Here is a 25,251-nt window from a genome sequence, read left to right on the forward strand (position 1 = left end):
CCACTTAGCCATGAAAGTTTTATTATCTGCGTTTGCTTGCGAACCGAATCTCGGCTCCGAAGAGGGAGTAGGATGGAATACTGTTATCCAATCTGCTAAACATCACGAAAGCTGGGTATTTACTCGCACGTTTTGTCGATCGTACATTGAAGCAGAACTAGAGCGCAACCCAGTGCCAAATTTGCACTTTGTTTATTTCGATCCGTTTGGGTGGAGCGAAGATTGGAAGGGGAAACAAGGATTGCTGCAACTTCACTACTATCTGTGGCAAATCTGGGCTTATTTTATCGCTCGGAAGCTCGATCGCGAAATTGGTTTTGACGTAGTACATCACGTAACCTATGTCAAACATTGGTCTCCCAGTTTCTTGGCGCTGTTGCCACATCCTTTTATTTGGGGGCCTGTGGGGGGTGCAGAAGCAGCACCAAAGCCTTTTTGGCAAGATTTTAGTCGCCGGGGCAAAATTTACGAAACGCTGCGAGCATTGGCTCAAAGCCTAGGAGAACGCGATCCGTTTGTGGGTCTGACAGCGCGTCGCAGTGCCGTGGCGCTGGCGACTACGGAAGAAACCGCAGCCCGACTGCGATTTCTCAAAGCAAAAAACGTGAAGATTTTCTCGCAAGTCGGTTTATCGCAGCAGGAAATTCAAGAACTAGAGAAATTTCCTACCCCGCCGGAGCAACCAATTAGATTCATCAGTGTCGGTCGTCTCTTACACTGGAAAGGGGTGCACTTAGGACTCCGTGCATTTGCGGAGGCGAAGCTGGAACAATCCGAATACTGGATTGTCGGAGACGGCCCGGAAAGGCAGCGTTTGGAAGCTTTGGCCACAGAATTGGGATTGGCAAATAAAGTATTTTTTTGGGGAACTTTATCTCGCACTGAAACTCTTTCTAAAATGGGGGAGTCTCACGTTCTCCTCCATCCGAGTTTGCATGACTCTGGCGGTTTTGTGTGCACGGAAATGATGGGTGTTGGCCGTCCGACTATTTGTTTGGATTTGGGCGGGCCGGCTACTCAAGTAACGGAGCAAACGGGCATTAAAGTGGCTGCTACTGATCCCGATCGCACTGTGCAGGGTCTAGCAGAAGCTATAGTGTGTTTAGCCAAAGATCGTGAATTGCGAGATCGCTTAGGTCAAGCGGGTCAAACGCGCGTCATGGAAATCTATGATTGGGATGTTAAAGGTCTATTCTTCGCCCAATTGTGCGAAGATGTATTCGATGGAAAATCAGGATAACTTCTGATTTGTTCGATCGGGCAAAACAAAGAAAACTATATTTTTTCAGGCGGTGAAACGTGGGCGTTGCAATCATTACTGGCTCGGCGGGTTTAATTGGCTCTGAGGCGTGTAAGTTCTTTGCCAAACAAGGCTTAGATATAGTTGGCATCGACAATAATATGCGCCAGTTCTTTTTTGGTGCTGATGGTTCTACAAACTGGAACCGCCAACTGCTCGAAAAGTCCTTGGGTACCAAGTATTATCACTTAGATGTGGACATTCGCGACTATGAAGCGATTACCAATATCTTTCAGCGGTACGGCGAGTCAATCGAATTAGTAATTCACACAGCAGCCCAGCCCAGCCATGATTGGGCTTCCCGTGCTCCGAAAATAGACTTTACAGTCAATGCCAACGGCACTCTCAATCTTCTAGAAGTAACTCGTCTGTACTGTCCCAAAGCTGTTTTTATTTTCACTTCTACAAACAAAGTATACGGCGATACGCCTAACAGTTTGCCTTTAATTGAATTAGAACACAGGTGGGAAATTCAACCCGGGCATACTTACGAAGGCGGCATTCGGGAAGATATGTCAATAGATCAGTGCTTGCACAGTTTGTTTGGTGCTTCTAAGGTAGCTGCTGACGTTTTAGTCCAAGAATACGGTCGATATTTTAATATGAACACCGCTTGTTTTCGCGGCGGCTGTTTGACGGGTCCAAATCACTCAGGAGCTCAATTGCATGGTTTCCTCGCCTACTTGATGAAGTGTGCTGTCACGGGAACTCCTTACACTGTGTTTGGCTACAAAGGCAAGCAAGTCCGCGATAACATTCACAGCGCGGATTTAATTTCGGCATTTTATGAATTTTATAAAGCTCCCAGAAGTGCCCAAGTTTATAATACAGGAGGAGGCAGGTACAGCAATTGTTCGATGTTAGAAGCTATCCAAATGTGCGAGGCAATTGCGGAACGCAAGTTTAATTGGACTTATGCTGAGGGGAATCGAATTGGCGATCACATTTGGTGGATTAGCGATAATTCAAAATTTTCCAGTCACTATCCCAACTGGAAAATGAAATATGACGTTAAACAAATCTTACAGGAGATTTATGAATGTAACCGCGAGCGTTGGCTGAAAGAGGATTCCAATGATTGAGCGGGGCAAACAGAATGTGCTGGGAATTTAGGTAAACGATTGAAGAATACAAAGTTAAACAAATCTTAGGGGAGATTTATGGCTGTAACCGCGAGCGTTGGCTTAAAGAGGTGTTCCATGATTGATAAAGGGAAAAAGAATGTACTCGGCATATTAGTAAATGCCGTTAATTATGAAGCGGCTGTTAGCAAAATTATTGCGGCAGCCAGCGCCGGAAAACCAATGTCAGTTTCTGCTCTCGCTGTTCACGGGGTAATGACTGGGGTTCTCGACAGCACTCATCGTTATCGGATTAATCACATTGACTTAGTATTGCCAGACGGACAGCCGGTCAGGTGGGCGTTAAATTGGCTATACCATACGGAATTGCCCGATCGAGTTTGCGGGCCGAATGCGATGTTACAAATCTGCGAACGTGCGGCAGAAGAAGGATTACCTATCTATTTGTACGGCTCTCAAGCTTCTGTACTCGAGGCTTTATGTTGCAATCTCTGCCAGCGTTTTCCCAAGTTAATTATTGCTGGAACTCAGCCTTCTAAATTTAGGCAAGTTTCGCCCCAAGAGAAGCAAGAAATTGCACAGCAAATTCGCAACAGCGGTGCAGCAATTACTTTTGTCGGTTTGGGGTGTCCGCGACAAGAAGTCTGGGCTTACGAATACCGGGATGACTTATCAATGCCGCTGATTGCTGTAGGTGCTGCTTACGATTTTCATGCGGGTAATTTGGCTAAATCTCCTGAGTTTTTATCTAAGATAGGTTTGGAATGGCTGTTTCGGATGATGAAAGAACCTCGGCGCCTTTGGCAGAGGTATGTTTTTTTGAATCCGCTTTATATCTGGCTGTTTTTGCTACAAGCTTTGAAAATCAAAAAGTTCGACCCCACAGACGCGACGCCGCCTGTAGAAGAAGTATTATATGGTTGAAATTTAAAAGTTTCTTGTGCATTATGGGTGCTCACAAGAAAAAAGTAAAAAAGCAAACACATCGTAACTAATCGTTTTGAGGTGCAACTGCGATCGGATATTCAAGAAAACTTATATCAAATCCGGTGGCATCGGAATTATAGTGGGATATCTTAAGCTCGCTACCCAAATCGCGAGCTTAAGATATCCCACTGATATGATCCAAATATATTATGCCGATGCAACCGCAAACGATATTACGCCAGAAAGCAATTTTTACATTATCTATGCAGTAAGCTGCGGACTGCACACCTTACATACAAAGTTGGTGGGTCAGTCTCGATCGAGTCAGGTGGATTGCTGGGTCAATAGTCGCATTTGGTGTGACTGTACTCCTGGCATGGGCGACGATCGCAGGGGATAGCCAAAGTATGGCGAGTGTGTAACCAAACTTGATAATCAAACCAAAAATTTATTGCCCTTACCTCGATCGAGCTATGGTTTTTGGGCCACAATCCGTATCGAATCGTACTTGTTTTCATCAGCAGCAAAAATAGTTTTCAGCAGTAGCTTCCAAGCTTGGACTTTACTGTTTTCTTTGGGCTTTACTATCTGATGAGATGCCATTGAATCGAACAGACGGCAAATTTTTCTTTCATCATTGATCCAAGTGTTGTCGAATTGGCGATAGTAGCCATTAAATTGGGTAGAAATTATCTCAAATCCTACTTTTTCACAGATAGCGCGAAAGCTCTGCGGTGTGAAGAAATACAAATGCCTTGGTACATCTAGATGCATCCATGTAATCCCTGATAATTTCAGCCCAATACAAGAGTTATTTGGTACTTCCATCACCAATTTACCACCCTCCACGAGCAACTGCATGGCATTGCGGAGTGCAAGTAAAGGATCTCTGGTATGTTCGAGTACATGGTTCATCACAATTATGTCGTACTGTCTAGACTGGACTTCCGGGGGCAAAGATTCCGCAGTACCATAAAATACATTAAGACCTCGCTGCTGCTGGGCCAAAACCAAAGCTTGTCGATCGGGTTCTACGCCCCAGACTTTGTGACCATCTGCTTGCAGTTCTTGCAGCAGATGTCCGTTGGCGCAACCAATTTCTAAGATCGACGAGGAAGCAGTCCCGAACTGTTGCTTCCACCATTTACTTGTGACATCTACTCCGCGATCGAAACGCCAAGCTAGATGGGTACGCAATTTATCGAAGAAAGAAATAGAAGAGGCAGATACAAAGCCTGTAAAGTCTATATGATGAGTATAATACTCATCGATGTCGTAGAAGCTGGTGATTTTGTTGAGATCGGGTAGAGGATGAATGCATCCAAGTTGTGACTTTTCGCACCAGTACAATTGAAATGACTCTTTATTTCTAGGTCTGCGCCAATCACCGGGTATAAATAGCCACGGTTTCATACTCTGTCCCGATATCGGACAGGTGATGGTAGGGCTTAAGCACTGTTGACTTTGCTGCATTTTAGTTTGCCTTACTTAGGTAATGGACGTACTAATAACCAATTATGTTAGATCGATCCGGGAGATTATGTGTGAGTGATAATTGCGGGATACTAAACACAGCAGATGAATACCTAAAACTTATGAAGTTTTTGGAATACAATTGCTAAGGTGGGGTTTTCAGGTAACATCCAATTTAAGCTAACGCATTTAACTTACTCTATCAGTTTTTATAAAAAACTACACCTTCCACTAGCTGGGTGTGAGTAAGTTTTTATGTTATCAATAATTAAGCACTAATTCAAGGATATATTAAGTTATCAACGGGGTAGGTCTCTAGGCTATGATACTAATAAAAGCAGTTGTGCACATACGTAAATAATGAAGTGGTTGATTTAACAAGATTTTAACTCAAACCACTGTTACTTTTGCCAGTTCCAGTGGAAAGGAAAATGAGTTGGTCGCTCAATGGTTTAGGGTTGCTATGGGATCTGGTAGTTGGTCAGAAAATGTAGCCCGTTAAATGAGACTTGAAAACCTCTGGAATAAGTGCGATCGCCCAGTCGAGTTTGATGCTATTAAGTTTGAAAAAAACATCTAAATCTAATGGCGATCGCTCACCTCAACCATTGCCTTTACAAGACCTCCGATTTCCGTGGCTACCTTAATGAAACCAGTCTCAATCATAGGCAGAAGGATTCTTAAGGCAGTTGACTGTATGCCAAAACCCTACCTAGAGCATCAGATACTTCAATAGTCCGGACAGTTTTCAATCACTAACGGCAGAATGCGGGTTTCAGCATTCTCATGGAGGTCAACTGCTAACGGTAGAATGATGGTTTCAGCCTCTGTCTCAAAAACTGTCCGGAGTCTTGATACTTGAGTTTCGGTGACTAGATTAGGCCGCGTTGAGTAGGCAATAGCCTGCATATGTTTTATGCGCGCTTGAAAAGTCTTCTCAAATGTGTGCTGTTGAGCAAACTTCAGCGACTTGAACGACATCGATTTAATTTCTTCCCGGTTGTGGCTAAGTTCTGCAATTTTCTTCGCCATCTGTTTAGGCTGATTCATTGGCACCGCCCATCCTGCCTCCGACATTTCTACAATTCCCTGGAATGCTTCGTTAGCATACCCAACAATAGGCACGCCGCCAGCCATAGTTTCTATGTAAGTACAAGAAGGATCGCCCTGCCGGTGACAGCAAACAAACAAATCAATATTGTTCTTCACAAAGGGGAAAAACTCTGTTTTAAAGTCAGGCACTCCGAGCATTTTCACGCAATCATTAAGTTGATTGGCAGCTATTTGCTGGTGCATCATCTCTTCTAATTCACCAATACCACTGATGAACATTTCAAATTTCACCTTCAGTTGTTTGAGTTCTCTAGCGACCTCAAGTAAATGATCGGCCCCTTTCATCTTAATTAGGCGACCTGAGAATACTAGCCGGAGAGGCATATCTTGAGAGCGATTTTCAGTTCGTCGTTCAATGTCAGCTTCTGTTGCTAACATATCCTCTCTAATCCGCGTGTCCAAGAACAACTGTGGGTTGCGATTGAGATGCTTGTATGCTTGGTATGTAGGGGTGCCGTTGCACTGCAATCCCTCTGCCATTGCGATCGCCTTGCGCTGCTTATATTCCTGACTGTAAGTCCAAAGAATTCTTCGCAAGCGGATCAAGGGATTGCGCGTACTCACATTCACGATCTGTTTGCGAGTGTTCAGACTGTATTCGGAAACATAAATACACGGTACTCCCGCTATTTTACACACTTTACTGATATGGTTCTGTCTGTATTCCGGGACAGCCAATACCAGCCCACTCTGATGCTGATGTAGTAATTCTGGGGTGATTTGGTCAAAAGAAATTATTTCCAGTTTGAAGGGCAATCCATCAAGTTTGAATATTTTTGAATCTATCTGGTCGTTGTCTTCATGGGTTTCTTCCATCATCACCGTAATGGAACCCAACCAATACTTGGCTAACTCACCAACTGCTTCAATCAATTTACGGGTGAGTAAAACTTCACCGTTTGGCAAAAGCTTAGCTTTGAGTGGCTGTAAGATTGTCAGATTGTTGTTAGTAAGCATAGGTTAGGTACTTCCTGATTTTAAGTTTTTACTGTTGATGCGGTAGTGAATCTTTGCTGTACTTGGCAAGGGCTGTTGATCGATCGCCATAACAGACATCGACCGAATTTAAATTTCCACGCCTTATACGATCAGCATTTCAGACGCTGTTTCGGAGATATCTAATACTTAAGATGGATACTGGAACTTGCTTAGACCTTTATTGTTTAAGAAGAGGTCTTTTTGATATGTCGCCATCATCGTGTGCTCTACGTATAACTGTCAATAAGGTTTTTCTATCTTTACTGAATCTTTATAATTTCTGCGTTAATTGTAAAGAAGAACACAATTTTAGGCTAGATTTGGTTTAAATAAGCTGATATTACCAGTGTTTATGCTTAAATAGGCTCCTCAAACTGTTTCGAGCGAGCCAGAATGCTTGCGATTTCTGTATACGGCGAGACAAATACTTTAAACCATAGATTTATGACAAAGTTATTGAAACTTTACATAAATAGATACATTGTAACATGACCATCATATTTCTTTACAATTAACCAGGCGAGCGAGAAGGAATAAAAAAAGAAATTTTACCCCTTCTCTCTTCACTAATGCGAAGCCTTGATGCTGAACTTTTCTTTAATAAACCGGATATAAAGGTGTTTAAAGGCAGACTTCACCACGCGGGGCATACCGAAGTCGATCGGCATCATGCTTTCAGGCAACTTCCAATCCAAAACCTTGAGATTTTCCGGCTGCAAAAGCGGAAAATCAATCGCCTCTAAATTCGAGCAAAGTCCCAATCTCATCGCCCCAGCTACAGTGGGAACCGCTGCCGGATCGACATTAATAATTTCCACTAAAGTTCTGTCCAAAGCAAAAACATCATCCGAGGCGGCCAAAATTCCCAAAAACTTAGGTTCGCCGCCGCTTGGCCCGTTACCTTCGTGGCCGATAATGCCATCCAAAATCGTCAAATTTGGGTTAATTGCCCGGGCAGTTTCTACCAGCATTTCACCGAATCTGGCGCTATCTTTGCCAGCTTCCATGTGCCACCAAGCCTTCATTTTGCCGGGGACGCAGCCGAACAAATTTTTCACGCCCATTGTCACGGTTAATTGAACGTGAGATTTTAGTTTGGGCAAATTAATCACTACATCCGCTTCCATTGCTTCTTTGCAAATTCGCAGATGATTGAAATCTTCGCTGACAGTTTCGTAGCGTTTTCCTTGAAACTCAACTACTGGCAAATTCAGTTCTTCCAACAGTGGCAAATAACCGTTGGCTTTGGCTACACCCATGGCGCTACCAAAAGCCGGACTATCGCCTAAAAACGGTTTTCCTCCCGCTTCACTGACCATTTTAGCGACGCAGTAAACCAATTCTGGGCGGGTGACACATTCTTTTGTAGGGCGAGAACCGGTGAGGAGATTGGGTTTGAGTAAAACCCGATCGCCCGATTTGACAAAAGCCGACATTCCGCCCAAGGGTGCCAGCAAACTTTCTAAAGAGGTTTGCAAGATTTGGCGATCGTATGAATTGGCACGAATTAAACTAACAGCAGACATAATTATGAATTAATTGGTAATTGGTTATCGCTCGGGAATAATCTCAATATAACGCAGGCACGGAACACCCTAACCAAGGTAATCTGCGCCTGCGTTACATTGAATCATCTCAATACAAACGAACCCTAACTATTCATCGGCAATCTACCAACAGCAGCCCGCTGCATGGTACTAACTCGCAGCGAGTTAGAGAATATTCCTTGGCCTTGCAGGTCGGGAATTGCGGGTTTTACTTCTACTTTTACCAACCGGGCCGTACAAATAAACACAGTTTGGTCGGCTAAATGGAAAGTCAACCAAGGTTGACTTAACAAAGTCAGCACTTCCTCTTGGAATTCTTGTGCAGGCATCGGAATAGTAAAGGTTTCTGCGTGACCCTCCACATAATGAAATGTTACTTGAGTTGTGTTCTCTTTATCTTGAGTTAATTTGGCAAAAGAACCTGCGCGCATAAATCTTGCTCCCAAACTTTAGACTATAAAAAATCCAGAATTAAATCTAAAAAAATTGAATTCTGAATAGTTTAACTTTAACCTGTGACAGCCGTTAGGCAGAACTCAGAAGGCAGAAGGCAGAATTAAATCGAGTTCAGCCTTCGAGTTTCTAGCTGGTACCTGCGAGATCCTAAACGTTAGCAGAAGATGTCGGCATCGCACTCATTTTCTCTAAATCTAGAACTTTTGCCAACTCTTCTGCACTCATTAAACCTTGTTCTAACACAATTTGCCGCAGAGATTTGCCAGTTTCTAGAGATGCTTTGGCGACAGCGGCGGCGTTGAGATAGCCGATGTGAGTGTTGAGGGCGGTAACGAGGGCGAGACTACCTTCAGCATAAGCGAGACATCGATCGCCCTTAGCTTCAATTTTGGCGAGGCATTGTGTAGTCAGCGCGCTGATGGTATTGCCCAAAATTTCGATGCTGTGAATGAGATTGTAGGCAATCAGGGGCATCATCACGTTCAATTCTAATTGTCCCGCTTGGGCTGCCAGGGCGATCGCGCTATCGTAACCCATAACTTGAAAACACACCATCGATGCCATTTCTGCCATCACAGGATTGTATTTTCCCGGCATAATGGACGAACCAGGTTGCACAGGAGGCAGTTGAATTTCTTTCAAACCCGTTTTCGGCCCGGAGTCCATCAAACGCAAGTCGTGGGAGATTTTAACGCAATCCTGAGCGAGATTTCGCAGTGCGCCGGACACATTTACAAACGGTGCCATACTCTGCATAGCTGCCATTAAATGCCTTGCTGGTTTCACGCGGTGGTCGATTAATTCGGAGAGGATTTCAGCAACTTTTTGACAGTATTCAGGGTGAGTGTTTAAGCCTGTTCCTGCCGCACTTCCCCCCAACCCCAGTGATGTCAAATCATCGGATGCCCTGTCAATTCTCAAGGTATGTTCTCTGAGAATTTGCGCCCAAGCGCCGAAGGTATCGCCCAGTCGAACCGGCACAGCATCTTGCATATGAGTGCGGCCGGATTTAACTATATCTTTAAATTCTTCGGCTTTGTTTTCTAGGGCGACTACGGCCTCCGACAAAGCCGGAAACAGAGTTTTTTCTAATGCCAACAATCCGCCGATACGAATCGCAGTCGGAATCACATCATTTGTCGATTGACCGTAGTTTACATGATCGTTAGGACTGACGCGCTTGTAGTTGCCTTTTTCATCGCCCATAATTTCTAAAGCGCGATTTGAAAGAACTTCATTAACGTTCATGTGGTGAGAAGTTCCGGCGCCGGCTTGGTAGACATCAACTACAAATTGATCGCGCAATTTGCCAGCTAGGATTTCATCTGCTGCTTGGACAATTGCTTGACTGATGTCTTGGGGAATGCAGCCGAGTTCGCCATTGGCGATCGCTGTTGCTTTTTTAATTAAAACACAAGCATCAACGTATGTTGATAAAGGCTTAATGCCGCTGATCGGGAAATTTTCAACTGCGCGCAGGGTTTGGATGCCGTAGTAGACATTAGATGGGATTTGTTTGTCCCCCATCGAGTCGCTTTCAGTGCGATAGGTTGCGGTTTGGTTTTGAGTCATATCGTCTGGTTTGTGATAATTAGGAATTGCGAAAATAGAACTTACGCACAGTTGGTCAGAAACCGGGTTTCTTGTCGGGAAATATGTTTGAAAGCTTAGTTTTTTGTCAAGAAACCCGGTTCCTGAAGGTTTTTGTACGTCGTGGACTAGCAATTTTTTTGGTAACACGGCTGACGGGCGATCTTACTTTTCTGCGCCCCCAGGCAACTTTACAGTAATGCGTAAGTCCCGATCGTACAAAATTATCCCACATCTTAGGCTTCCATCTAAAATTTTAAATCTCCAATTGATTGACAGTTTGCAAAAGCTAAAATTAGTCGATCGGTAAGGGCGATCGCATACAGACAAGATGAGTCAGCTATAATCATACAAGTAAATCCATTTCACAAGAGTATTAAACTACTATGAACAAACCCGCAAAAAATTTCAAACATCCGCTAAATATTTTGATAATCGGCTTAAGTGCCTCTGCGATTTTTCCGGCTTCAGTAAAGGCTATATCCAGCATTGTTCCCACAGCATCCATCCCGGAAAAACCGGCGATTTTAATGAGTCAGCGCCAGCAGGAGATTCAGTTTAAGCGGGGTGCTAGTTCAGCGGAAGTAAAAGGAGGAGTAGCGCGCGGCGAAGTCATGATTTATCTGATTAACGCCAAAGAAGGTCAAACCATGAATGTTGAGATCCAATCAGTTGAGGGAAATGCTGTTTTTAAGGTAATCGATCCCAATACAAACGCCGTAGCTGAAGGACAAAAAAGCTGGTCTGGAGAATTGCCCCAGACGGGTAAATATCAGATAGTTGTCGGTACGGAACGAGGAGGAGCCAGTTACACTCTGTCAGTTTCGATCGACTAATTGTATGGTGCGTCGCCACGAGATATTGAAGCTGCTTGGAGATTGTTGGTAGCGACGCACTCTACGTTCTGTCTCGCGCGGGCAATTTTGCCGTCGATTTACCCGATGCCGATGTGTTGATTCAAGTATCGGGAAAGTATGGTTCTCGCCAAGAAGAAGCGCAGCGCCTCGGACGAATTCTCCGCCCCAAATCCGACGGACATACTGTGAGTTTTTATACATTAGTATCGCTACAAATTTGCGAGGAAGATTTTGCCCGACACCGCCAAGTCTTCCTCACCGAACAGGGCTACAACTATCGCATAGAAGTTCAAAAAGATGTTTAGTTAGCGAGCGATAAATTCTTGGTAAAACTGCTCATGCAAACCTAAGAAATTATCCATACCCTCCTTTGTCAGATACCCGCTATTCTTACCAGTGTGCGGGTTTCTTACGTAGCTAGAAATGGTTTTTGAAACATTAGGATTCTCGCTCCACCTAATGTTGAATGCTGCATAGTTTGGAAAAAAGGTCATTTCTGCATAAGCATCAATGTGGTCATGTATCCACCATGCCAATGCTGTCCAATCTTGAGTGCGTTCATAGTAAGGGATGAATGATGTAACCACAATACATACTGTTGCTCCCATATACCCCTCTGAATCTTTTACGTCCCAGATATGTTGTGCATAGTTAGACTCATTACTGGCACAGTTGTACTGATTTTTATTCTCTGCTCCTTTAGCGTTCACCGCACAAGAACGATACGCTGAGCGGATACTAATCCGACCAAGCGCATCTTGAATTGGTTCAAGCACCCTCTCACACAAATTCTTTCCTGCTTCGATCGCCAAGTCAGGATCGCTAGGAATGTTAGGGATACCTTCAATTTGAGAGATTTCTGAATAAAGAAACTCACGCATGAAAAAACTTTTAGAGAGTTGAACCCGTCCTAGCTCTTCCAAAGCTTTAACAGTTTGTGGCTTTCTCATAGACTGAACTACAACAATTAGAGGTGAATAGCTTAATGTTAAACACTGACAGATAATTTAGTCAATAGGTTGGGTTGCAATGTATTCAGATCAACAGTGGCAAACCATTATCTAGTGGCGTTTCCTCCCTCTACCCAAACCTACCAAACCTACCAAACTATCAGCCGACTTCCAGCTTCAAAATTTACTATCCCGCAGGATGTTGATTTATTCCCACAGATCCGATTTTTTTTATGACACAATAGATTCTAGTATCGATCTATGTGAGGATTGTTCATGGCTCGTTTTAATCAAATCCTTGTCCTTAGCGCCATCAGCCTTCTAGCTTTGGCTGGTTGCGACAGCGCTAAAGAAGCTTCCACTCCCCCAACTTCACCCGCCCCGGTTCCTGCTGCTACTGCTGTAAAAACTGAGAAAGCAGCATCCCAGGGAAACTATGCAGAATTGAGTGGTGTGGTTTCCAGTACCAAAGCAGCAGTTCAGGCTGGAAACTTTGCCAAAGCCAAAACCGAATTTGACAAATTTGAGAATGCCTGGAAGAAAGTAGAAGACGGTATCAAAGCTAAATCTCCTAAAAGCTACGATGCAGTTGAGGATACCACTGAAAAAGTGATGACTGAGCTCAAAAAATCTCAGCCAAGTAAAGACCAAGTGCTGACTCAATTGCAGTCGCTGGAAAAGACGATCGGTAGTATTCCTAAGTCCTAAATTTCAGTGGTGAGTGCTTGATTCTAGAGTCTGAGACGCAGAAACCGAGTTTTTTAACTCCGGTAATTGGTTCAAACCTTGAATAAAAGTTAAAAAATCCGGTTTCTGTGCGTCGGAGTGCGTAAGTCCTGTGAGAGTTATGCGATCGCACTTACTCAGAAACAAGCACTCAACGCTCGCTCCTTATATAACCTCAGTATTCCCAAACTTTCAACCACTATGAAGAGAGCATTTCGCAAATACCACCGCATTCTAGGCCTTATTGTTGCTTTGCCGATCGCGCTGACTGTCTTGACTGGAATGGTGATCACAATTGTCCGAGAGTGGCCGCTGGGTATAGAAATTTCATCGAGATTCTTGTTGAAAATTCATACAGGCGAAATCTTTCACCTGCAAGCCATTTATCCGATTTTGAACGGATTGGGAATGATAGGCTTGTTAGTGACTGGTTTAAGTATGTCTGGTTTGTTTGGCCGGAAAAAGCAGCCCACCTCCAACGATTAAAACCAAAGAGGTGAGGAACTTCGAGCGGTTATATTTTTGAACTGGCTAGAATCAGGAAAGCTCTCACCTTTGAGAGTCTTTATAAAATAGGTAGGTAATGCAGGAATATAACAAAGATGAACGGAAAAAATCTATGAAAAAAGCCCTAAGTATCGAAAAAAAATACAAAACTTGCGACTTCTTCCGCCCAAAAAACAACAAAAAATTCTCAATTTTGTGGACTTTTTATTACAGCGCTCACAACAAGTAAAGCTGTTACAAAATGCTTTTTTTGATGCTAGTTTTTCGCCAGCCGAAGCTATACCTCCCAAGCGAGGGTTGAGAGATTTTTTGACGAGAATATTAGAAGCTCCTAAAATATTAGAACTGTTTAGGGAGAGCGCCACCCAACAAGATTTAACCGCTGCCCAATTAACCGAGTTTTTTGGACTAGACGGCGAAGACTATTTAATTGACCCAGCTACTACTCGCAGCCACGACGATTTTTTGAAAGGTTACGCACCCGAAGACGAAGGACTTTATGACGACTATTGAACCAGGTGATTTTTTGGTGGCAAATATTCCCTTTACAAATGGCACAGACTATAAAAAACGCCCCATACTTTTGCTGTGGTTGGATGGCAGGATGTGGTAGCAGTCGCCGTCACCTCTGCAAGACCCCGCAGCCAAACTGATGTATTTCTTAATGATTGGTCTGTCAGCGGTTTGCTCGTTGCTTCAACAGTACGCTTGTCTAGATGAGATTGTCTGGAAAAGTCTTTGTTCCTACCGAAAATCGGGCAAATTTCTCAACCGGATGCAGCAGAAGTGAAACGAGTCTGGGATTTGTACGTTAAGCCTCAATTGTAATGATAGTTCGATCGCCCGCCCCTCAACTCCCCCCTCCCATCCCCCAACCCGGCACAATACTTAATAAAAACTTTACAAAACTTACCCGATCGCCCAACATGGGTTAGAGTTATCCTATAAAATCCAGCAATCCTGCAAAGCGTCAACCTTCTCGTCACTTATCCAGTGGTTCGATGACTCAAACCCAAAGCACTAAAACCGCCACCCCAACAGCAATTTATTCCTTGACAATTGCTCCCGCCTGTGTATTGCGAGGTCGATCGGCCATCGCACAAGCCGGAGATGCGATCGCCCGTTTCGGAAAGCGGCCGCTAATCGTCGGCGGCAGCCACTCCCTCGCCGCCGCCGAACCCTACCTGCAACCAATCCTCGAACAGCAGCAGTTACAATCTGCCGAAACAGCATACGGCAAGGATTGCAGCGAAACCAGCCTCGAAACCCTCCGCGCAGCAGCCCAAACCCATGAAGCCGATTTCATCATCGGTGTCGGCGGCGGCAAAGCCTTAGACGCAGCCAAACTCGTCGCTTATCAGTGCAAACTCCCGATCGTCACCATACCCACATCAGCAGCCACCTGTGCCGCTTGGACAGCCCTTTCTAACATTTATTCAGAACAAGGTGCATTCCAATACGATGTCACCTTAGCCAGATGTCCCGACTTATTAATACTCGACTACGGCTTAATTCAAACCGCACCGCAGCGGACATTAGTAGCAGGAATTGGAGATGCGATCGCCAAATGGTACGAAGCATCAGTAAGCAGCGGACACTCCGAACAAACCCTGATTATTTCGGCCGTTCAACAAGCTAGAATACTGCGCGATATATTATTCCAAAAATCAGCCGCCGCCCTTAAAGAACCCGGTAGCGAAACCTGGCAAGAAGTCACAGATGCAGCCGTATTGCTAGCAGGAGTAATCGGCGGAATTGGCGGCGCCCAATGTCGCACCGTCGCCGCACACGCCGTCCACAACGGCCTAACTCATCTATTAGCAAGTCACGGCACATTGCACGGCGAAAAAGTTGCCTACGGCATTTTAGTACAACTGCGACTAGAAGAAATGCTGCAAAACAATCAACTTGCCGCTAGCGCCAGACAGCAACTGCTAAAATTCTACGTCGAGATTGGATTACCCCAAACTTTAGACAACCTCGGACTCGGAGACATTACCATAGCAGAATTGCAGCGCGCCGCCGATATCGCCTGCAATCCTAATTCCGACATCCACAGACTGCCTTTTAAAGTCGTTCCCCAACAATTAATGGCAGCGATGGTTTCTACCACCGCACCTGTGGGAGAATTAAAGATTAAGAATTAAAACAGTTTGTAGTAAGGACTAAAGTCCTGAAAAGGCTGTGCTAGCAAGGACAAAAGTCCTTACTACAAACCAGGAAAACTGACAACTGACAAAAAATAAATGACCTTGGATTGGATTAGCCCTGCTGACAGGTTGCAAAAACTACCGCCCTACGTATTTGCCCGTCTCGACGAACTCAAAGCCCGCGCCCGCGAACAAGGACTCGATTTAATAGACTTAGGAATGGGAAACCCCGACGGTGCCACTCCTCAACCAGTAGTAGAAGCCGCCGTCGCAGCCATCCAAAATACTGCCAATCACGGCTATCCACCCTTTGAAGGAACTGCCAGTTTTCGCCGTACTATTACTAAATGGTACAGCCGCCGCTACAATGTTGAACTCGATCCAGAAAGCGAAGCATTGCCTTTGTTGGGTTCTAAAGAAGGTTTAGCACATTTTGCGATCGCCTATATCAATCCAGGGGACTTAATATTAGTACCCAGTCCTGCTTATCCCGTATTATTTCGCGGGCCAATCATCGCGGGTGCAAAAGTTCACAACATCATCCTCAAACCAGAAAATGACTGGGTAATTGACTTAGCCGACATTCCCGACAGCGTAGCCGAACAAGCCAAAATACTTTATTTCAATTATCCCAGCAATCCGACTGGAGCAACTGCACCCCGCGAATTTTACAAAGATATTGTGGCTTTTGCACACAAACATCAAATTTTGCTGGTTCACGACTTGTGTTATGCGGAATTAGCCTTTGACGGCTATCAACCGACAAGTTTATTAGAAATTCCCGGCGGTAAAGAAATCGGCGTCGAATTTCACACCATGTCCAAAACCTACAATATGGCTGGCTGGCGCGTCGGTTTTGTAGTAGGAAATAGCAAAATTATCCAAGGTTTGCGGACCTTAAAAACTAACCTAGATTACGGTATATTTTCCGCTTTGCAAACAGCAGCAGAAACAGCACTGCAATTGCCCGATAGTTACTTGGACGAAGTGCAAAATCGTTACAGGACTCGCCGGGATTTCATGGTGGAAGGATTGGCAGAATTAGGGTGGAATATTCCTAAACCTCTGGCTGCAATGTATCTTTGGGTTCCCTGCACTCCGGGCATGAGTTCGACGGATTTTGCCCTGAATGTTTTGCAGCAAACCGGTGTTGTGGTGACTCCTGGCAATGCTTTTGGGCCGGGCGGCGAAGGATATGTGAGAATTAGTTTGATTGCAGATTGCGATCGACTGGGAGAAGCATTGCGGCGTTTGAAACAAGCAAACATTCGCTATCAATAGTCATGATTATTAGTCATTAGTCATTGGTCATTAGTTAGTAGTTAACAACTAATAACTAATAACTATGTAATCAAGATTGAGGACAAATGAAATCAGCTAATAAGGGTAAAGTGCTAAAACCAGGGGCTTCCCGATCGTTCTTCGGTGATATTCGGCGCACCCTAAAAATAGGGGTAAGTTGCGCCAAATATCACCCTACAAATGACTGATAACTATAACGTTTTAATTTGCTCAATCACCCAATCAAAAGTTTGCATAACTTGCTTGAGGGCAGATTCGTCTTGCAAAGTAAACAAAGCCAGACTCGGCGACCTTCTCTCACCAGGTTCTATAGGCAGCGACAGACCTATCGAACTCAGCTTACTTCTCAATTCCAGCCAATTTTGTTCCGCATTAAAAGGCGGCTGGGAACCATAATTATCAGCAGAAATCTCCATTCTGCCAGCAATATCTACAGTGAATAACTGATAGGGTTTTCTTCCCTTTTGAGGCAATTGAGCGCCGAAACCGCCGTAGGCATCCCCCGTTCCCCAGTGGATTTGAACATCGGGTTCTTGACTTTTTGCCCACAAGTAAATTGCTTTTGCCATTTGCGCCTCGTCTGCGCCTCGTCTAGCTTTGATTTCTGCAAAAAATGAAGATTCATCCCAGCGCCTTCTTTCGCGCGTTGCGCTGGATTTTTTCTGCTGTGCTTCCGCTGTCTGACCGATCACTCTGGGAACCAGCGTTTTTAAACCGTCTTCACTTACATACTGCTTAATTTCCAGGGCCAAAACTTCAACCGGGTCCATTTGTTCGTTGAGAAATTCCACCACTCGACGCATTTCAGCGGAAATCTCGTCAGCTACAAACACTAAGCGAACTTTACCCGCTTGCAAATTAGTTTTAACCTTCTGCCAAAATAGGTCTTCATTAGCATCCGCACCGAGAAACTCTTCAAAAATATGTTCGGGATCGCGACCCCGATCGCGACAATTAGCTTCAAACAGAGCAATAATTGAATCGATGGGCCAGTAAAACAACGCATTAGCAGCATAGTCGATCGACTGACCCAAAACTTTTTGCCGCAGTTCGGCATTCGGAGTTCGCCGCACATCCACCAAAGTAGGAACGGCATTTTGGTCGAGAAACAAATGATCCAGCGACCACTGTACGGCTGTTTCCTCATCGCTGGGTGCAGCTTCCCGCGAAATTAACAGCCACCTGCGCGCCGTAGCCCGATCGATTTGGTCTCCCGCGATCAAATTGGGATAAGTTACTAGCAAGTCTTGTAACTGGTCTTCCGAGTCGTAGGGCTGTTCCATCATTTCTACCAGCCTGTCGTCGTCCTGAATCAGATAAATACCTCCAGCCATGCAAGCCCACCTACTTAATTTTAGATTTTAGATTTTAGATTTTAGATTTTAGATTTCAGGCTTAGTTATTAATCATCAGTCTTCAGTCTGCAGTCAATAATTTGTGAAGGCCGAAGGCATTGGTCAGAATTCAATAAAAATTTTGAGTTCAATAATTTTTATTGTTTGTGAATTCCACCAAAAAAACCTTCTGACTGATGACTGATGACTGATGACTAATCACTAATCACTCATAGAACCAGTAAATACTCGCTGTGCCGGCCCGGTCATGTAAATCCGCCCAGAAACTTCTGCCCATTCGATTTCCAAAACGCCGCCGGGGAGTTCAACCGCAGTTACCCGATCGCACTTCCCTACCAACACCCCAGCTACCACAGCAGCACAAGCACCAGTCCCACAAGCTAGAGTAACACCCGCGCCTCTTTCCCACACCCGCATTTTTACGTAGTCTGAACGTATCACTTGAATAAACTCCGTATTGGTACGCTGCGGGAATGCTTTGTTGTGCTCGAATTGAGGCCCGACAGTTTCTAAAGCAACAGTCGCAACATCCTCTACAAAAGTAATGCAGTGAGGATTACCCATGCTGACACACGTAACAGACCAAGATTTATCAGCAACTTCGAGCGGCACATCTATAGCTTTGGCATCCGCTGCAGCCAAAGTTGTTGGAATTTCCGCAGCCAGCAGTCGGGGAATCCCCATATCCACCTTCACCTGACCGTCCGATCGCAATTCCGGGGTAATCACACCAGCCAGAGTGTGGATGCGGTACTGAGTTTTCGCCTCTGACCCTTCCAAATCGGCGATAAACTTAGCCAAACAGCGAATCCCGTTGCCACACATTTCCGGTTCCGAACCGTCGGAGTTAAAAATCCGCATCGTATAGTCAGTGTCGTTTTGACCCGGAAGAGCAAATATCACGCCGTCTGCGCCAATCCCGAAATGTCGATCGCACAAATCCACAGCTTGTTCTGGCGCGATCACCGGTTCTGACGACTGGCGGTTGTCAATCAGAATAAAATCATTTCCCAGCCCGTGATACTTCGCAAACTCGATCGGCATAAAAACAAACCTCTTTTGGTTAAAACTGATTAGATAATTTGATGACCAAATTACCCATTTCCCAGTATTATAAAACTTTATGCAATTTATAGTTCTTTCTAGTCAAATATCAACAAATATAATTTTTATAAGTCCATAGGGATATCTAATTAATGCTGATGTCAATGGCTCAATGAATATCGGTCGAAAAGCAACCGCCAAGGAGTTTCTCTCTCATCGGGTACAGGCACTTGTAATTGTGGCAATAAGGGTTAAACGGTATAAACAGAAGAATATGGTTTAAGGTAATATTTGACTATATTTTTCTGAACTATGTCTGAATTTGAAACCGGATTGCCCAGCGTTCGCTTAATACAAAGCTACATCAAAGACAAACAACAGGTGGAGATCAAACTCCTGACCGGCGACTTAGTAGCTGGCAGAATTTTTTGGCAGGATAATAGCTGCATTTGCCTCCTCGATCCCTCAGAAACACAAATTCTGATCTCGCGGCCAGCAATTGCTTATCTCAAACCCAACGGCTGAGGAGACGGGGAGAGTGGGAGAGTGGGAGAGTGGGAGAGTGGGAAAGTGGGGGAGGGGGAGAGAGGGAGAGGGAGAGGGAGACAGTGGAACAAATATTTCCTCTTCCCTCTTCCCTCTTCCTTCTTCCCTCTTCCTTCTTCCTTCCCTAATCGCTAAACAGCTTTTCGATGACTTGGGCCTTGACCAAAGGCAGCTTTAAAGCAGGTTGTGGCACCCGCGGTGAGGCCGTCCGCTGCATCAAGCCGAGTTCGTAGAAGCCGCCGCACAGCAGCAAACGATCGCCTTCTTGCAAATTGCTAGTTCCGTCCGGCCAGCGAGTAAATTTCCCTTCCCGGCGGATCGCCCGCACCTGCACCCCGTACTGGGTCAGCAAATCTACCTCTGACAGTTTTTTGCCCACCCAAGGGCTGTTTGCTGGCAACCTCAGCCACTGGCAAGAACTGTCGCCCTGCGGCACAGCAACTTCGCCCTTCGCCAGCAACTCAAAACTGATGAGTTCTTCCGGTTCTCCCACCACAAAAAGTCGATCGCCCGACTGCAAAGCTGTCTTCCCGTTGGGATAATCAATTTCCTCGCCATTTTCGCGGACGATCGCCATCACGCTGACGCCTGTCAACTGGCGCAAGTTAGTTTCTTCCAGAGTCATGCTGGCAATGGGAGAACCCGACGGCAAGCTGTACCACTCGCTGTTCATATCTCGAACCGCCACTTTCAAATCCCGCGAAATCGCCAACGGTTCGCGCGGTGGCCGCAATTCCAGATAGCGGCTGCTGCGAATTTGCTGCACTTCCCGCCCGATCGCCATTGCCGAGATCCCAATACTAGCCAACAAGTGGGCAGACAGTTCTAAACTCGCCTCAAACTCCGGCTGCACGACTTCCCAGGCCCCCAGTTGGTAAAGCAGTTCGATGTCTTTATCTTGGTTGGCCCGCACCACAATATCCAAATCCGGGACTAATTCTAAAGCCCGCTTCAGACACAAGCGAGTGCTCATGGGATCGGGAAGGGCGATCGCCATGGCTTTTGCCCGTTCCACCCGGGCGGCTTCCAATACGTGCAAGCTGGCAGCATTCCCGTAAATGTAAGGAATTCCTTGGACTCTGCACTCTTGAATTCTACTTTCTGACTCGTCGATCACCACAACTGAACAGTTGCGACTTTGCAGCATTTTGACTAAAATTCTGCCGACTCGCCCGTAGCCGCAAACCACAACATAATTTTGTTCCGGCAAAGTTTCAGCTATAGCCACAGGTTGAGATGTTTCGTCAAAATAGCCCTGCAAAGGTCCGAAATTTTCCGCCCATTTCAATAACTGTGGCACGCTTCTCAACACAAACGGGGTTAGCACTAGGGTGACGGCTGTCGTTCCTAAAATTAACAGGTAAACGTTCCGCGAAACCAGCCCCATCGCTTGGCCGGCACTAGCGAGTACAAAGGAGAATTCTCCTATTTGAGCTAAGCCCAAACCTACGATCAATGCTGTTTTTAGCGGATAGCCAAATAGTCGGACGATCGGCGCGACGATCAAGAATTTGCCGACAAATACTAGAAATACCAGTCCCAGAATTAATTCTAGATGGTTCCACAGAAACACCGGGTCGATTAACATTCCGATGGTGACAAAAAATAAGGATGCAAAAATATCTCGCAAAGGCTCGACATAAGTGAGAGTTTGGTCGGCATATTCAACTTCTGAAATCATCAAACCCGCCACAAATGCGCCCATCTCGATCGAAAAACCCAAATATTCTGTCAGCAGCGCAATCCCTAAAGCCAAAACCACAACTCCCAGCAAAAACAGTTCCCGACTTTCTGTTTTCGCCAGGTAGCGCAGCAACTGCGGTACGATCCAAATGCCCGCGACTACAGCACCGATAGCAAATAACCCGATCCGCACTAGGGCCCACGCTACCGTCATGCCGATCTCTTCTGCTGGCTGATTGAGTGCCGGCAAAACTGCTAGCATTAACCCCAATGCTAAATCTTGAACTACTAATATTCCCAGCATGACTTGACCGTGGGAAGTACCGGATTCATTGCGCTCCATCAAGCACTTGAGTACAACTGCTGTCGAAGAAAGCGACAGAATCGCTCCTAAAAACACGCCTTGAGCGGGCGATTCTACCCAGCCTACAGCCAAGGAAATTGCAGTAGTAATGGCGATCGTCAGCACAATTTGCAAGCCCCCCCCGCCCAAACTAATGGCTTTTACTTTCTGGAGTTCGGCGAAAGAAAATTCCACTCCCAAGGCAAATAACAGAAAAGCAACCCCGAATTCAGCCAGGGTGTCTACCTGAATTAATTCTTTAATCAGCCCCAAACCTGCCGGCCCAACTACGATCCCTCCCAGGAGATACCCGAGAATTACCGGCTGTCGCAACAGCGATGCAAAGAGTCCTCCTGCTGCGGCAGCAGCGAGAACTAGAACTAAGTCAACGATCAGTCGGAAGTCTTCTTGCACAACTTTATGAAAAAAGTATAAAGTTATATTATAGTATCTAATGTGTTGACTATATTTGGCGCGTTGACTATAGTTGATAAACCAGCACAACGGCCACCCTTGACCCAGGTATTTTCTCATGGCACAGAGTTCAACTCCTCACAAAAAGCTTAACCTCTTGCAAGTTTATCGAGGGATTGCGGCTGTATTAGTGGTAATGTTTCACCTCAACGAGATGAGCGGGGAGAGATTAAATCAAGTTACTTTTTTTAATTTATTTCAGGCTGGGTGGAGCGGTGTTGATTACTTTTTTGTATTGAGCGGTTTTATTATGGTGTATGTTCACCGATCGGCGATCGGTAAAAAAGACCAGTTAAAATCGTTTTTAGTCAAACGTGGCGTGCGAATTTACCCCATATACTGGATAATTACTCTAACAGTTTTGTGTTTTTTTCTAGTAATTCCAGGTTTTGCTAACAATAAAGATTTAAGTGTGGGACAGGTAATTGTATCGCTGCTCTTGATTCCTCAAAAGGACAAGCCCATTCTGGATGTAGGTTGGACTTTAACTTACGAAATATATTTTTATGTATTGTTCAGCATAGCTATTTGGCTGAAGCCCAAGCATTCTGCGCCTATACTTTCGGCTTGGCTATTGGTAACGATTTTAAATTCTTGTAAACTTATAAACTTTCCCAAATCTTTTTTCTTGCTAAGTCAAGTATTTGGCAATATGAATCTAGAATTTGTTTTGGGCTGCTTGGCTGCCTATATTGTGATTAAATATAATAATAAGATTGGCAAGTACAGGTGGATATTATTTGGAATAGCAAATTTAGGATATGTTATTTTAGGAATTCTCGTCGCATGGGGAAACATAGAGTTTGAGCGCGTCATTACTTTTGCAGTGCTAGCAGCTCTGTTAATCATTGCTGCGACCTCGATAGACCTCAAGGATTCCCCGAAAATTCCTTATATTTTAATTTTTTTGGGAGATGCCTCATACTCGATATTCTTGACCCACGGACCTCTGATTTCAGCAAGTACAAAAATTCTCCAAAAGGCGAAATTAGAAAAATATTTTGACGGTTTCTTTGCTCCGGCTATACTGGCAGTGTTCGCTGTAGTTTTCGGGTGCATATTCTACTCTTTGATAGAAAAACCATTGACAGTTTTTCTGCGGAAAAATATTGTTGAAAAAATGTTTCCTCCCAACGCAGAGAGCCGAATTTAAAAAATCCGAAGGTTCGCCACTGTGGGAAGTTAAGAATCACGATACTGTCTGCTGTGAAATTAATCTCTTTCTAACGGCTTATTGTTACTTTCGGACTCCCAAGCCTAAACTGTGATTTTATTCCTCAAAAACGCACTCAGTCGAGATATTTGAGCTGTATACTGACAAGCCCTCGGAGACTCCAGATTATGGGGATTATGGACAGCCATCTCTATGCACTCGCGATCGAGTCAATTGCCATTGAAGGTCTGATTGTGTCTAGCCAGGGGAGTCAAAGTGACGAGGATTAGGTGAAAGCTGCAGTAGCACCTGTAAAGACTGCGCCAGAGCCGATCGAGTCCCTAACTGCAGGACACCTGTATGAGCTCGGTCACAAACTGAGCATTGCCGATTTCTACCTCATTCCCGTCTTCACCTACCTATCGCAAACCCCAGAGTACGAAGCAAAGATCGCTCAAACTCCGAAACTGCGGATTTGGTGGAATGAAGTAAGTCAACTTCCCAGTGTGAAGAAAGTCTGTACTTGACATCTGTGCATTTATATAACTCACGGGTTTACAACTATGTCGCATTTATTTGAACCATTGGATCAACGTGGCGTTACCTTCCGAAATCGCATTGCAGTTTCTCCCATGTGTCAATATTCAAGCGTTGATGGATTCGCGAATGATTGGCATCTGGTTCATCTCGTCAGTCGAGCCGTAGGAGGGGCAGGGCTGGTGATGACTGAAGCAGCAGCAGTCGAGCCTGAAGGACGAATTACACCGCAAGATTTGGGAATGTGGCAAGATCCTCACATTGAAATGTGGGCGCGAATCGTCGAGTTAATTCACCGCCACGGTGCGGTTGCGGGAATTCAACTTGCTCATGCAGGTCGAAAAGCCAGTACAGCACTTCCGTGGGATGGCGGCGATGTGCTTTCGGAATCTCAAGGAGGATGGACTTCGCTCGCCCCTAGCGCCATTCCATTTGAACCCGATAGCCCCGCCCCGATCGCTCTTAGTATCGAAGACATTCAGAAGCAGACGACACTCTTCGTGAATGCAGCCCAACGCGCCCTAGAAGCCGGATTTGACGTAATAGAGATTCATGCGGCTCACGGGTACCTATTGCATGAATTTCTGTCTCCCTTGAGCAATCAACGGACAGATGACTATGGTGGCAGTTTTGAGCACCGCATCCGGTTTTTATGTGAAGTCGTACAAGCGGTGCGAAATGTTTTACCCGATCGAACACCGCTTTGGGTTCGCATCTCTGCAACCGATTGGGTTCCAAATGGTTGGGACATTGAACAAAGTATTGCACTCAGCGATAAATTAAAGTCACTGGGCGTTGATTTAATCGATTGTTCTTCAGGCGCAATTGTACCGGGTGAAAAGATTCCGACGGGTGCAGGTTATCAAACTATTTTTGCCGATCGCATTCGACGCGAAGCCCACATCGCCACCGGAGCAGTTGGTATGATTACTGCACCCGCCCAGGCTGACCAAATCATCCGTACAGGTCAAGCAGATATGGTATTACTTGCCAGAGAAATGCTGCGCGATCCTTATTGGCCTATGCGGGCTGCGAAGCAACTACGTCAGTCGGTGCCTGCTCCAATTCAATACGCTCGCGCTTGGTAATTAAGCGGCTTTGCGATCGCCCGGCCGATCGCCTATGCCATTGGGCAATCCGGTGATGTGGATGTCAACG

At 45.2% G+C, this 25,251-nt stretch carries 25 protein-coding genes; 16 read left to right on the forward strand and 9 right to left on the reverse strand.

From position 1 onward, the window contains the following. Nucleotides 1–10: 10 nt before the first annotated feature. The 4 genes from QUA27_RS02095 to QUA27_RS02110 all read left to right on the forward strand — a co-directional run bounded on the left by QUA27_RS02095 (nucleotide 11) and on the right by QUA27_RS02110 (nucleotide 3,709). Nucleotides 11–1,240, forward strand: a complete 1,230-nt coding sequence (locus QUA27_RS02095) for a glycosyltransferase family 4 protein (protein ID WP_333066048.1) — start codon at nucleotides 11–13, stop codon at nucleotides 1,238–1,240. A gap of 59 nt (nucleotides 1,241–1,299) precedes the next feature. Continuing rightward, the gene (locus QUA27_RS02100; RefSeq protein WP_333066049.1) at nucleotides 1,300–2,382 is read left to right on the forward strand and encodes an NAD-dependent epimerase/dehydratase family protein; all 1,083 of its coding nucleotides are present in this window, start codon (nucleotides 1,300–1,302) and stop codon (nucleotides 2,380–2,382) included. A gap of 78 nt (nucleotides 2,383–2,460) precedes the next feature. Continuing rightward, complete coding sequence (locus tag QUA27_RS02105; RefSeq protein WP_333066050.1) at nucleotides 2,461–3,306, forward strand: WecB/TagA/CpsF family glycosyltransferase; 846 nt, start codon at nucleotides 2,461–2,463, stop codon at nucleotides 3,304–3,306. 196 nt (nucleotides 3,307–3,502) lie between these two features. Further along, nucleotides 3,503–3,709, forward strand: a complete 207-nt coding sequence (locus tag QUA27_RS02110) for a hypothetical protein (RefSeq protein WP_333066052.1) — start codon at nucleotides 3,503–3,505, stop codon at nucleotides 3,707–3,709. 71 nt (nucleotides 3,710–3,780) lie between these two features. Here the strand turns inward: QUA27_RS02110 and QUA27_RS02115 are convergent, their stop codons facing one another. The 5 genes from QUA27_RS02115 to QUA27_RS02135 all read right to left on the reverse strand — a co-directional run bounded on the left by QUA27_RS02115 (nucleotide 3,781) and on the right by QUA27_RS02135 (nucleotide 10,448). Continuing rightward, nucleotides 3,781–4,782: a class I SAM-dependent methyltransferase gene (locus tag QUA27_RS02115; RefSeq protein WP_333066053.1), complete on the reverse strand. Its 1,002-nt coding sequence runs from the start codon at nucleotides 4,780–4,782 to the stop codon at nucleotides 3,781–3,783. 729 nt (nucleotides 4,783–5,511) lie between these two features. Continuing rightward, on the reverse strand, nucleotides 5,512–6,852 hold the full coding sequence (locus QUA27_RS02120) for a glycosyltransferase (protein ID WP_333066054.1): 1,341 nt from the start codon (nucleotides 6,850–6,852) through the stop codon (nucleotides 5,512–5,514). 587 nt (nucleotides 6,853–7,439) lie between these two features. Then, nucleotides 7,440–8,399 carry an Npun_F2552 family protein gene (locus tag QUA27_RS02125; RefSeq protein WP_333066055.1) on the reverse strand — a complete coding sequence of 320 codons (960 nt, stop codon included), beginning with the start codon at nucleotides 8,397–8,399 and terminating at the stop codon, nucleotides 7,440–7,442. 125 nt (nucleotides 8,400–8,524) lie between these two features. Then, on the reverse strand, nucleotides 8,525–8,851 hold the full coding sequence (locus tag QUA27_RS02130; RefSeq protein ID WP_333066057.1) for a hypothetical protein: 327 nt from the start codon (nucleotides 8,849–8,851) through the stop codon (nucleotides 8,525–8,527). Nucleotides 8,852–9,023: 172 nt separating this feature from the next. Beyond that, on the reverse strand, nucleotides 9,024–10,448 hold the full coding sequence (locus QUA27_RS02135; RefSeq protein ID WP_333066058.1) for an aspartate ammonia-lyase: 1,425 nt from the start codon (nucleotides 10,446–10,448) through the stop codon (nucleotides 9,024–9,026). Nucleotides 10,449–10,852: 404 nt separating this feature from the next. Here QUA27_RS02135 and QUA27_RS02140 point away from each other — a divergent pair, with 404 nt between their 5' ends. Next, on the forward strand, nucleotides 10,853–11,302 hold the full coding sequence (locus QUA27_RS02140; RefSeq protein WP_333066059.1) for a hypothetical protein: 450 nt from the start codon (nucleotides 10,853–10,855) through the stop codon (nucleotides 11,300–11,302). A gap of 35 nt (nucleotides 11,303–11,337) precedes the next feature. After that, nucleotides 11,338–11,628, forward strand: a complete 291-nt coding sequence (locus tag QUA27_RS02145) for a P-loop NTPase family protein (RefSeq protein WP_333066060.1) — start codon at nucleotides 11,338–11,340, stop codon at nucleotides 11,626–11,628. On the opposite strand, the gene QUA27_RS02150 is transcribed toward QUA27_RS02145, so the two are convergent. Next, the gene (locus tag QUA27_RS02150; RefSeq protein ID WP_333066061.1) at nucleotides 11,629–12,273 is read right to left on the reverse strand and encodes a peptidase M15; all 645 of its coding nucleotides are present in this window, start codon (nucleotides 12,271–12,273) and stop codon (nucleotides 11,629–11,631) included. A 276-nt stretch (nucleotides 12,274–12,549) separates the two neighbouring features. Between QUA27_RS02150 and QUA27_RS02155 the strand changes: the two genes are divergently transcribed. From QUA27_RS02155 to QUA27_RS02180, 6 genes are all read left to right on the forward strand, one after another. Continuing rightward, nucleotides 12,550–12,981, forward strand: coding sequence for a hypothetical protein (locus QUA27_RS02155; protein WP_333066062.1), 432 nt, complete (start codon nucleotides 12,550–12,552; stop codon nucleotides 12,979–12,981). A 219-nt stretch (nucleotides 12,982–13,200) separates the two neighbouring features. Next, the gene (locus QUA27_RS02160) at nucleotides 13,201–13,485 is read left to right on the forward strand and encodes a peptidase (RefSeq protein ID WP_333066063.1); all 285 of its coding nucleotides are present in this window, start codon (nucleotides 13,201–13,203) and stop codon (nucleotides 13,483–13,485) included. A gap of 216 nt (nucleotides 13,486–13,701) precedes the next feature. Continuing rightward, the gene (locus tag QUA27_RS02165; RefSeq protein WP_333066065.1) at nucleotides 13,702–14,019 is read left to right on the forward strand and encodes a hypothetical protein; all 318 of its coding nucleotides are present in this window, start codon (nucleotides 13,702–13,704) and stop codon (nucleotides 14,017–14,019) included. 75 nt (nucleotides 14,020–14,094) lie between these two features. Then, nucleotides 14,095–14,226 carry a hypothetical protein gene (locus QUA27_RS02170; RefSeq protein WP_333066066.1) on the forward strand — a complete coding sequence of 44 codons (132 nt, stop codon included), beginning with the start codon at nucleotides 14,095–14,097 and terminating at the stop codon, nucleotides 14,224–14,226. A 281-nt stretch (nucleotides 14,227–14,507) separates the two neighbouring features. Continuing rightward, nucleotides 14,508–15,653 (forward strand): iron-containing alcohol dehydrogenase family protein, encoded by a 1,146-nt coding sequence (locus QUA27_RS02175; RefSeq protein ID WP_333066067.1) that lies wholly within the window; start codon nucleotides 14,508–14,510, stop codon nucleotides 15,651–15,653. 99 nt (nucleotides 15,654–15,752) lie between these two features. Beyond that, complete coding sequence (locus tag QUA27_RS02180; RefSeq protein ID WP_333066069.1) at nucleotides 15,753–16,937, forward strand: aspartate aminotransferase; 1,185 nt, start codon at nucleotides 15,753–15,755, stop codon at nucleotides 16,935–16,937. 212 nt (nucleotides 16,938–17,149) lie between these two features. Here QUA27_RS02180 and QUA27_RS02185 read toward each other — a convergent pair whose 3' ends face one another. Further along, nucleotides 17,150–18,292, reverse strand: a complete 1,143-nt coding sequence (locus QUA27_RS02185; protein ID WP_333066070.1) for a hypothetical protein — start codon at nucleotides 18,290–18,292, stop codon at nucleotides 17,150–17,152. A 222-nt stretch (nucleotides 18,293–18,514) separates the two neighbouring features. Continuing rightward, nucleotides 18,515–19,357: a diaminopimelate epimerase gene (gene dapF, locus QUA27_RS02190; protein WP_333066071.1), complete on the reverse strand. Its 843-nt coding sequence runs from the start codon at nucleotides 19,355–19,357 to the stop codon at nucleotides 18,515–18,517. A 312-nt stretch (nucleotides 19,358–19,669) separates the two neighbouring features. On the opposite strand from dapF, the gene QUA27_RS02195 reads away from it, so the two are divergent. Then, nucleotides 19,670–19,882 carry an Hfq-related RNA-binding protein gene (locus QUA27_RS02195; protein WP_333057289.1) on the forward strand — a complete coding sequence of 71 codons (213 nt, stop codon included), beginning with the start codon at nucleotides 19,670–19,672 and terminating at the stop codon, nucleotides 19,880–19,882. A gap of 145 nt (nucleotides 19,883–20,027) precedes the next feature. Here QUA27_RS02195 and QUA27_RS02200 read toward each other — a convergent pair whose 3' ends face one another. Further along, complete coding sequence (locus QUA27_RS02200) at nucleotides 20,028–22,343, reverse strand: cation:proton antiporter domain-containing protein (protein ID WP_333066072.1); 2,316 nt, start codon at nucleotides 22,341–22,343, stop codon at nucleotides 20,028–20,030. A 118-nt stretch (nucleotides 22,344–22,461) separates the two neighbouring features. Between QUA27_RS02200 and QUA27_RS02205 the strand changes: the two genes are divergently transcribed. The 3 genes from QUA27_RS02205 (at nucleotide 22,462) to QUA27_RS02215 (ending at nucleotide 25,181) form a co-directional block, all read left to right on the forward strand. Continuing rightward, nucleotides 22,462–23,556 carry an acyltransferase family protein gene (locus tag QUA27_RS02205; protein WP_333066073.1) on the forward strand — a complete coding sequence of 365 codons (1,095 nt, stop codon included), beginning with the start codon at nucleotides 22,462–22,464 and terminating at the stop codon, nucleotides 23,554–23,556. A 290-nt stretch (nucleotides 23,557–23,846) separates the two neighbouring features. Then, nucleotides 23,847–24,083, forward strand: a complete 237-nt coding sequence (locus tag QUA27_RS02210) for a glutathione S-transferase family protein (protein ID WP_333066075.1) — start codon at nucleotides 23,847–23,849, stop codon at nucleotides 24,081–24,083. Nucleotides 24,084–24,119: 36 nt separating this feature from the next. Next, nucleotides 24,120–25,181: an NADH:flavin oxidoreductase/NADH oxidase gene (locus QUA27_RS02215; protein WP_333066076.1), complete on the forward strand. Its 1,062-nt coding sequence runs from the start codon at nucleotides 24,120–24,122 to the stop codon at nucleotides 25,179–25,181. Nucleotides 25,182–25,251 lie beyond the last annotated feature (70 nt).

This window comes from Microcoleus harperi Pol14_C6, from assembly GCF_036701295.1.
Taxonomy (GTDB): Bacteria; Cyanobacteriota; Cyanobacteriia; order Cyanobacteriales; family Microcoleaceae; genus Microcoleus.

Excerpts from the sequence above, each read along its gene's own strand:
- QUA27_RS02135 (WP_333066058.1), bottom strand. The coding sequence starts at position 10,448 with ATGACTCAAAACCAAACCGCAACCTATCGCACTGAAAGCGACTCGATG.
- QUA27_RS02180 (WP_333066069.1), top strand. The coding sequence starts at position 15,753 with ATGACCTTGGATTGGATTAGCCCTGCTGACAGGTTGCAAAAACTACCG.
- dapF (WP_333066071.1), bottom strand. The coding sequence starts at position 19,357 with ATGCCGATCGAGTTTGCGAAGTATCACGGGCTGGGAAATGATTTTATT.
- QUA27_RS02095 (WP_333066048.1), top strand. The coding sequence starts at position 11 with ATGAAAGTTTTATTATCTGCGTTTGCTTGCGAACCGAATCTCGGCTCC.
- QUA27_RS02110 (WP_333066052.1), top strand. The coding sequence starts at position 3,503 with ATGATCCAAATATATTATGCCGATGCAACCGCAAACGATATTACGCCA.
- QUA27_RS02160 (WP_333066063.1), top strand. The coding sequence starts at position 13,201 with ATGAAGAGAGCATTTCGCAAATACCACCGCATTCTAGGCCTTATTGTT.
- QUA27_RS02185 (WP_333066070.1), bottom strand. The coding sequence starts at position 18,292 with ATGGCTGGAGGTATTTATCTGATTCAGGACGACGACAGGCTGGTAGAA.
- QUA27_RS02125 (WP_333066055.1), bottom strand. The coding sequence starts at position 8,399 with ATGTCTGCTGTTAGTTTAATTCGTGCCAATTCATACGATCGCCAAATC.
- QUA27_RS02140 (WP_333066059.1), top strand. The coding sequence starts at position 10,853 with ATGAACAAACCCGCAAAAAATTTCAAACATCCGCTAAATATTTTGATA.
- QUA27_RS02175 (WP_333066067.1), top strand. The coding sequence starts at position 14,508 with ATGACTCAAACCCAAAGCACTAAAACCGCCACCCCAACAGCAATTTAT.
- QUA27_RS02215 (WP_333066076.1), top strand. The coding sequence starts at position 24,120 with ATGTCGCATTTATTTGAACCATTGGATCAACGTGGCGTTACCTTCCGA.
- QUA27_RS02115 (WP_333066053.1), bottom strand. The coding sequence starts at position 4,782 with ATGCAGCAAAGTCAACAGTGCTTAAGCCCTACCATCACCTGTCCGATA.
- QUA27_RS02205 (WP_333066073.1), top strand. The coding sequence starts at position 22,462 with ATGGCACAGAGTTCAACTCCTCACAAAAAGCTTAACCTCTTGCAAGTT.
- QUA27_RS02195 (WP_333057289.1), top strand. The coding sequence starts at position 19,670 with ATGTCTGAATTTGAAACCGGATTGCCCAGCGTTCGCTTAATACAAAGC.
- QUA27_RS02155 (WP_333066062.1), top strand. The coding sequence starts at position 12,550 with ATGGCTCGTTTTAATCAAATCCTTGTCCTTAGCGCCATCAGCCTTCTA.
- QUA27_RS02120 (WP_333066054.1), bottom strand. The coding sequence starts at position 6,852 with ATGCTTACTAACAACAATCTGACAATCTTACAGCCACTCAAAGCTAAG.
- QUA27_RS02105 (WP_333066050.1), top strand. The coding sequence starts at position 2,461 with ATGGCTGTAACCGCGAGCGTTGGCTTAAAGAGGTGTTCCATGATTGAT.
- QUA27_RS02150 (WP_333066061.1), bottom strand. The coding sequence starts at position 12,273 with ATGAGAAAGCCACAAACTGTTAAAGCTTTGGAAGAGCTAGGACGGGTT.
- QUA27_RS02130 (WP_333066057.1), bottom strand. The coding sequence starts at position 8,851 with ATGCGCGCAGGTTCTTTTGCCAAATTAACTCAAGATAAAGAGAACACA.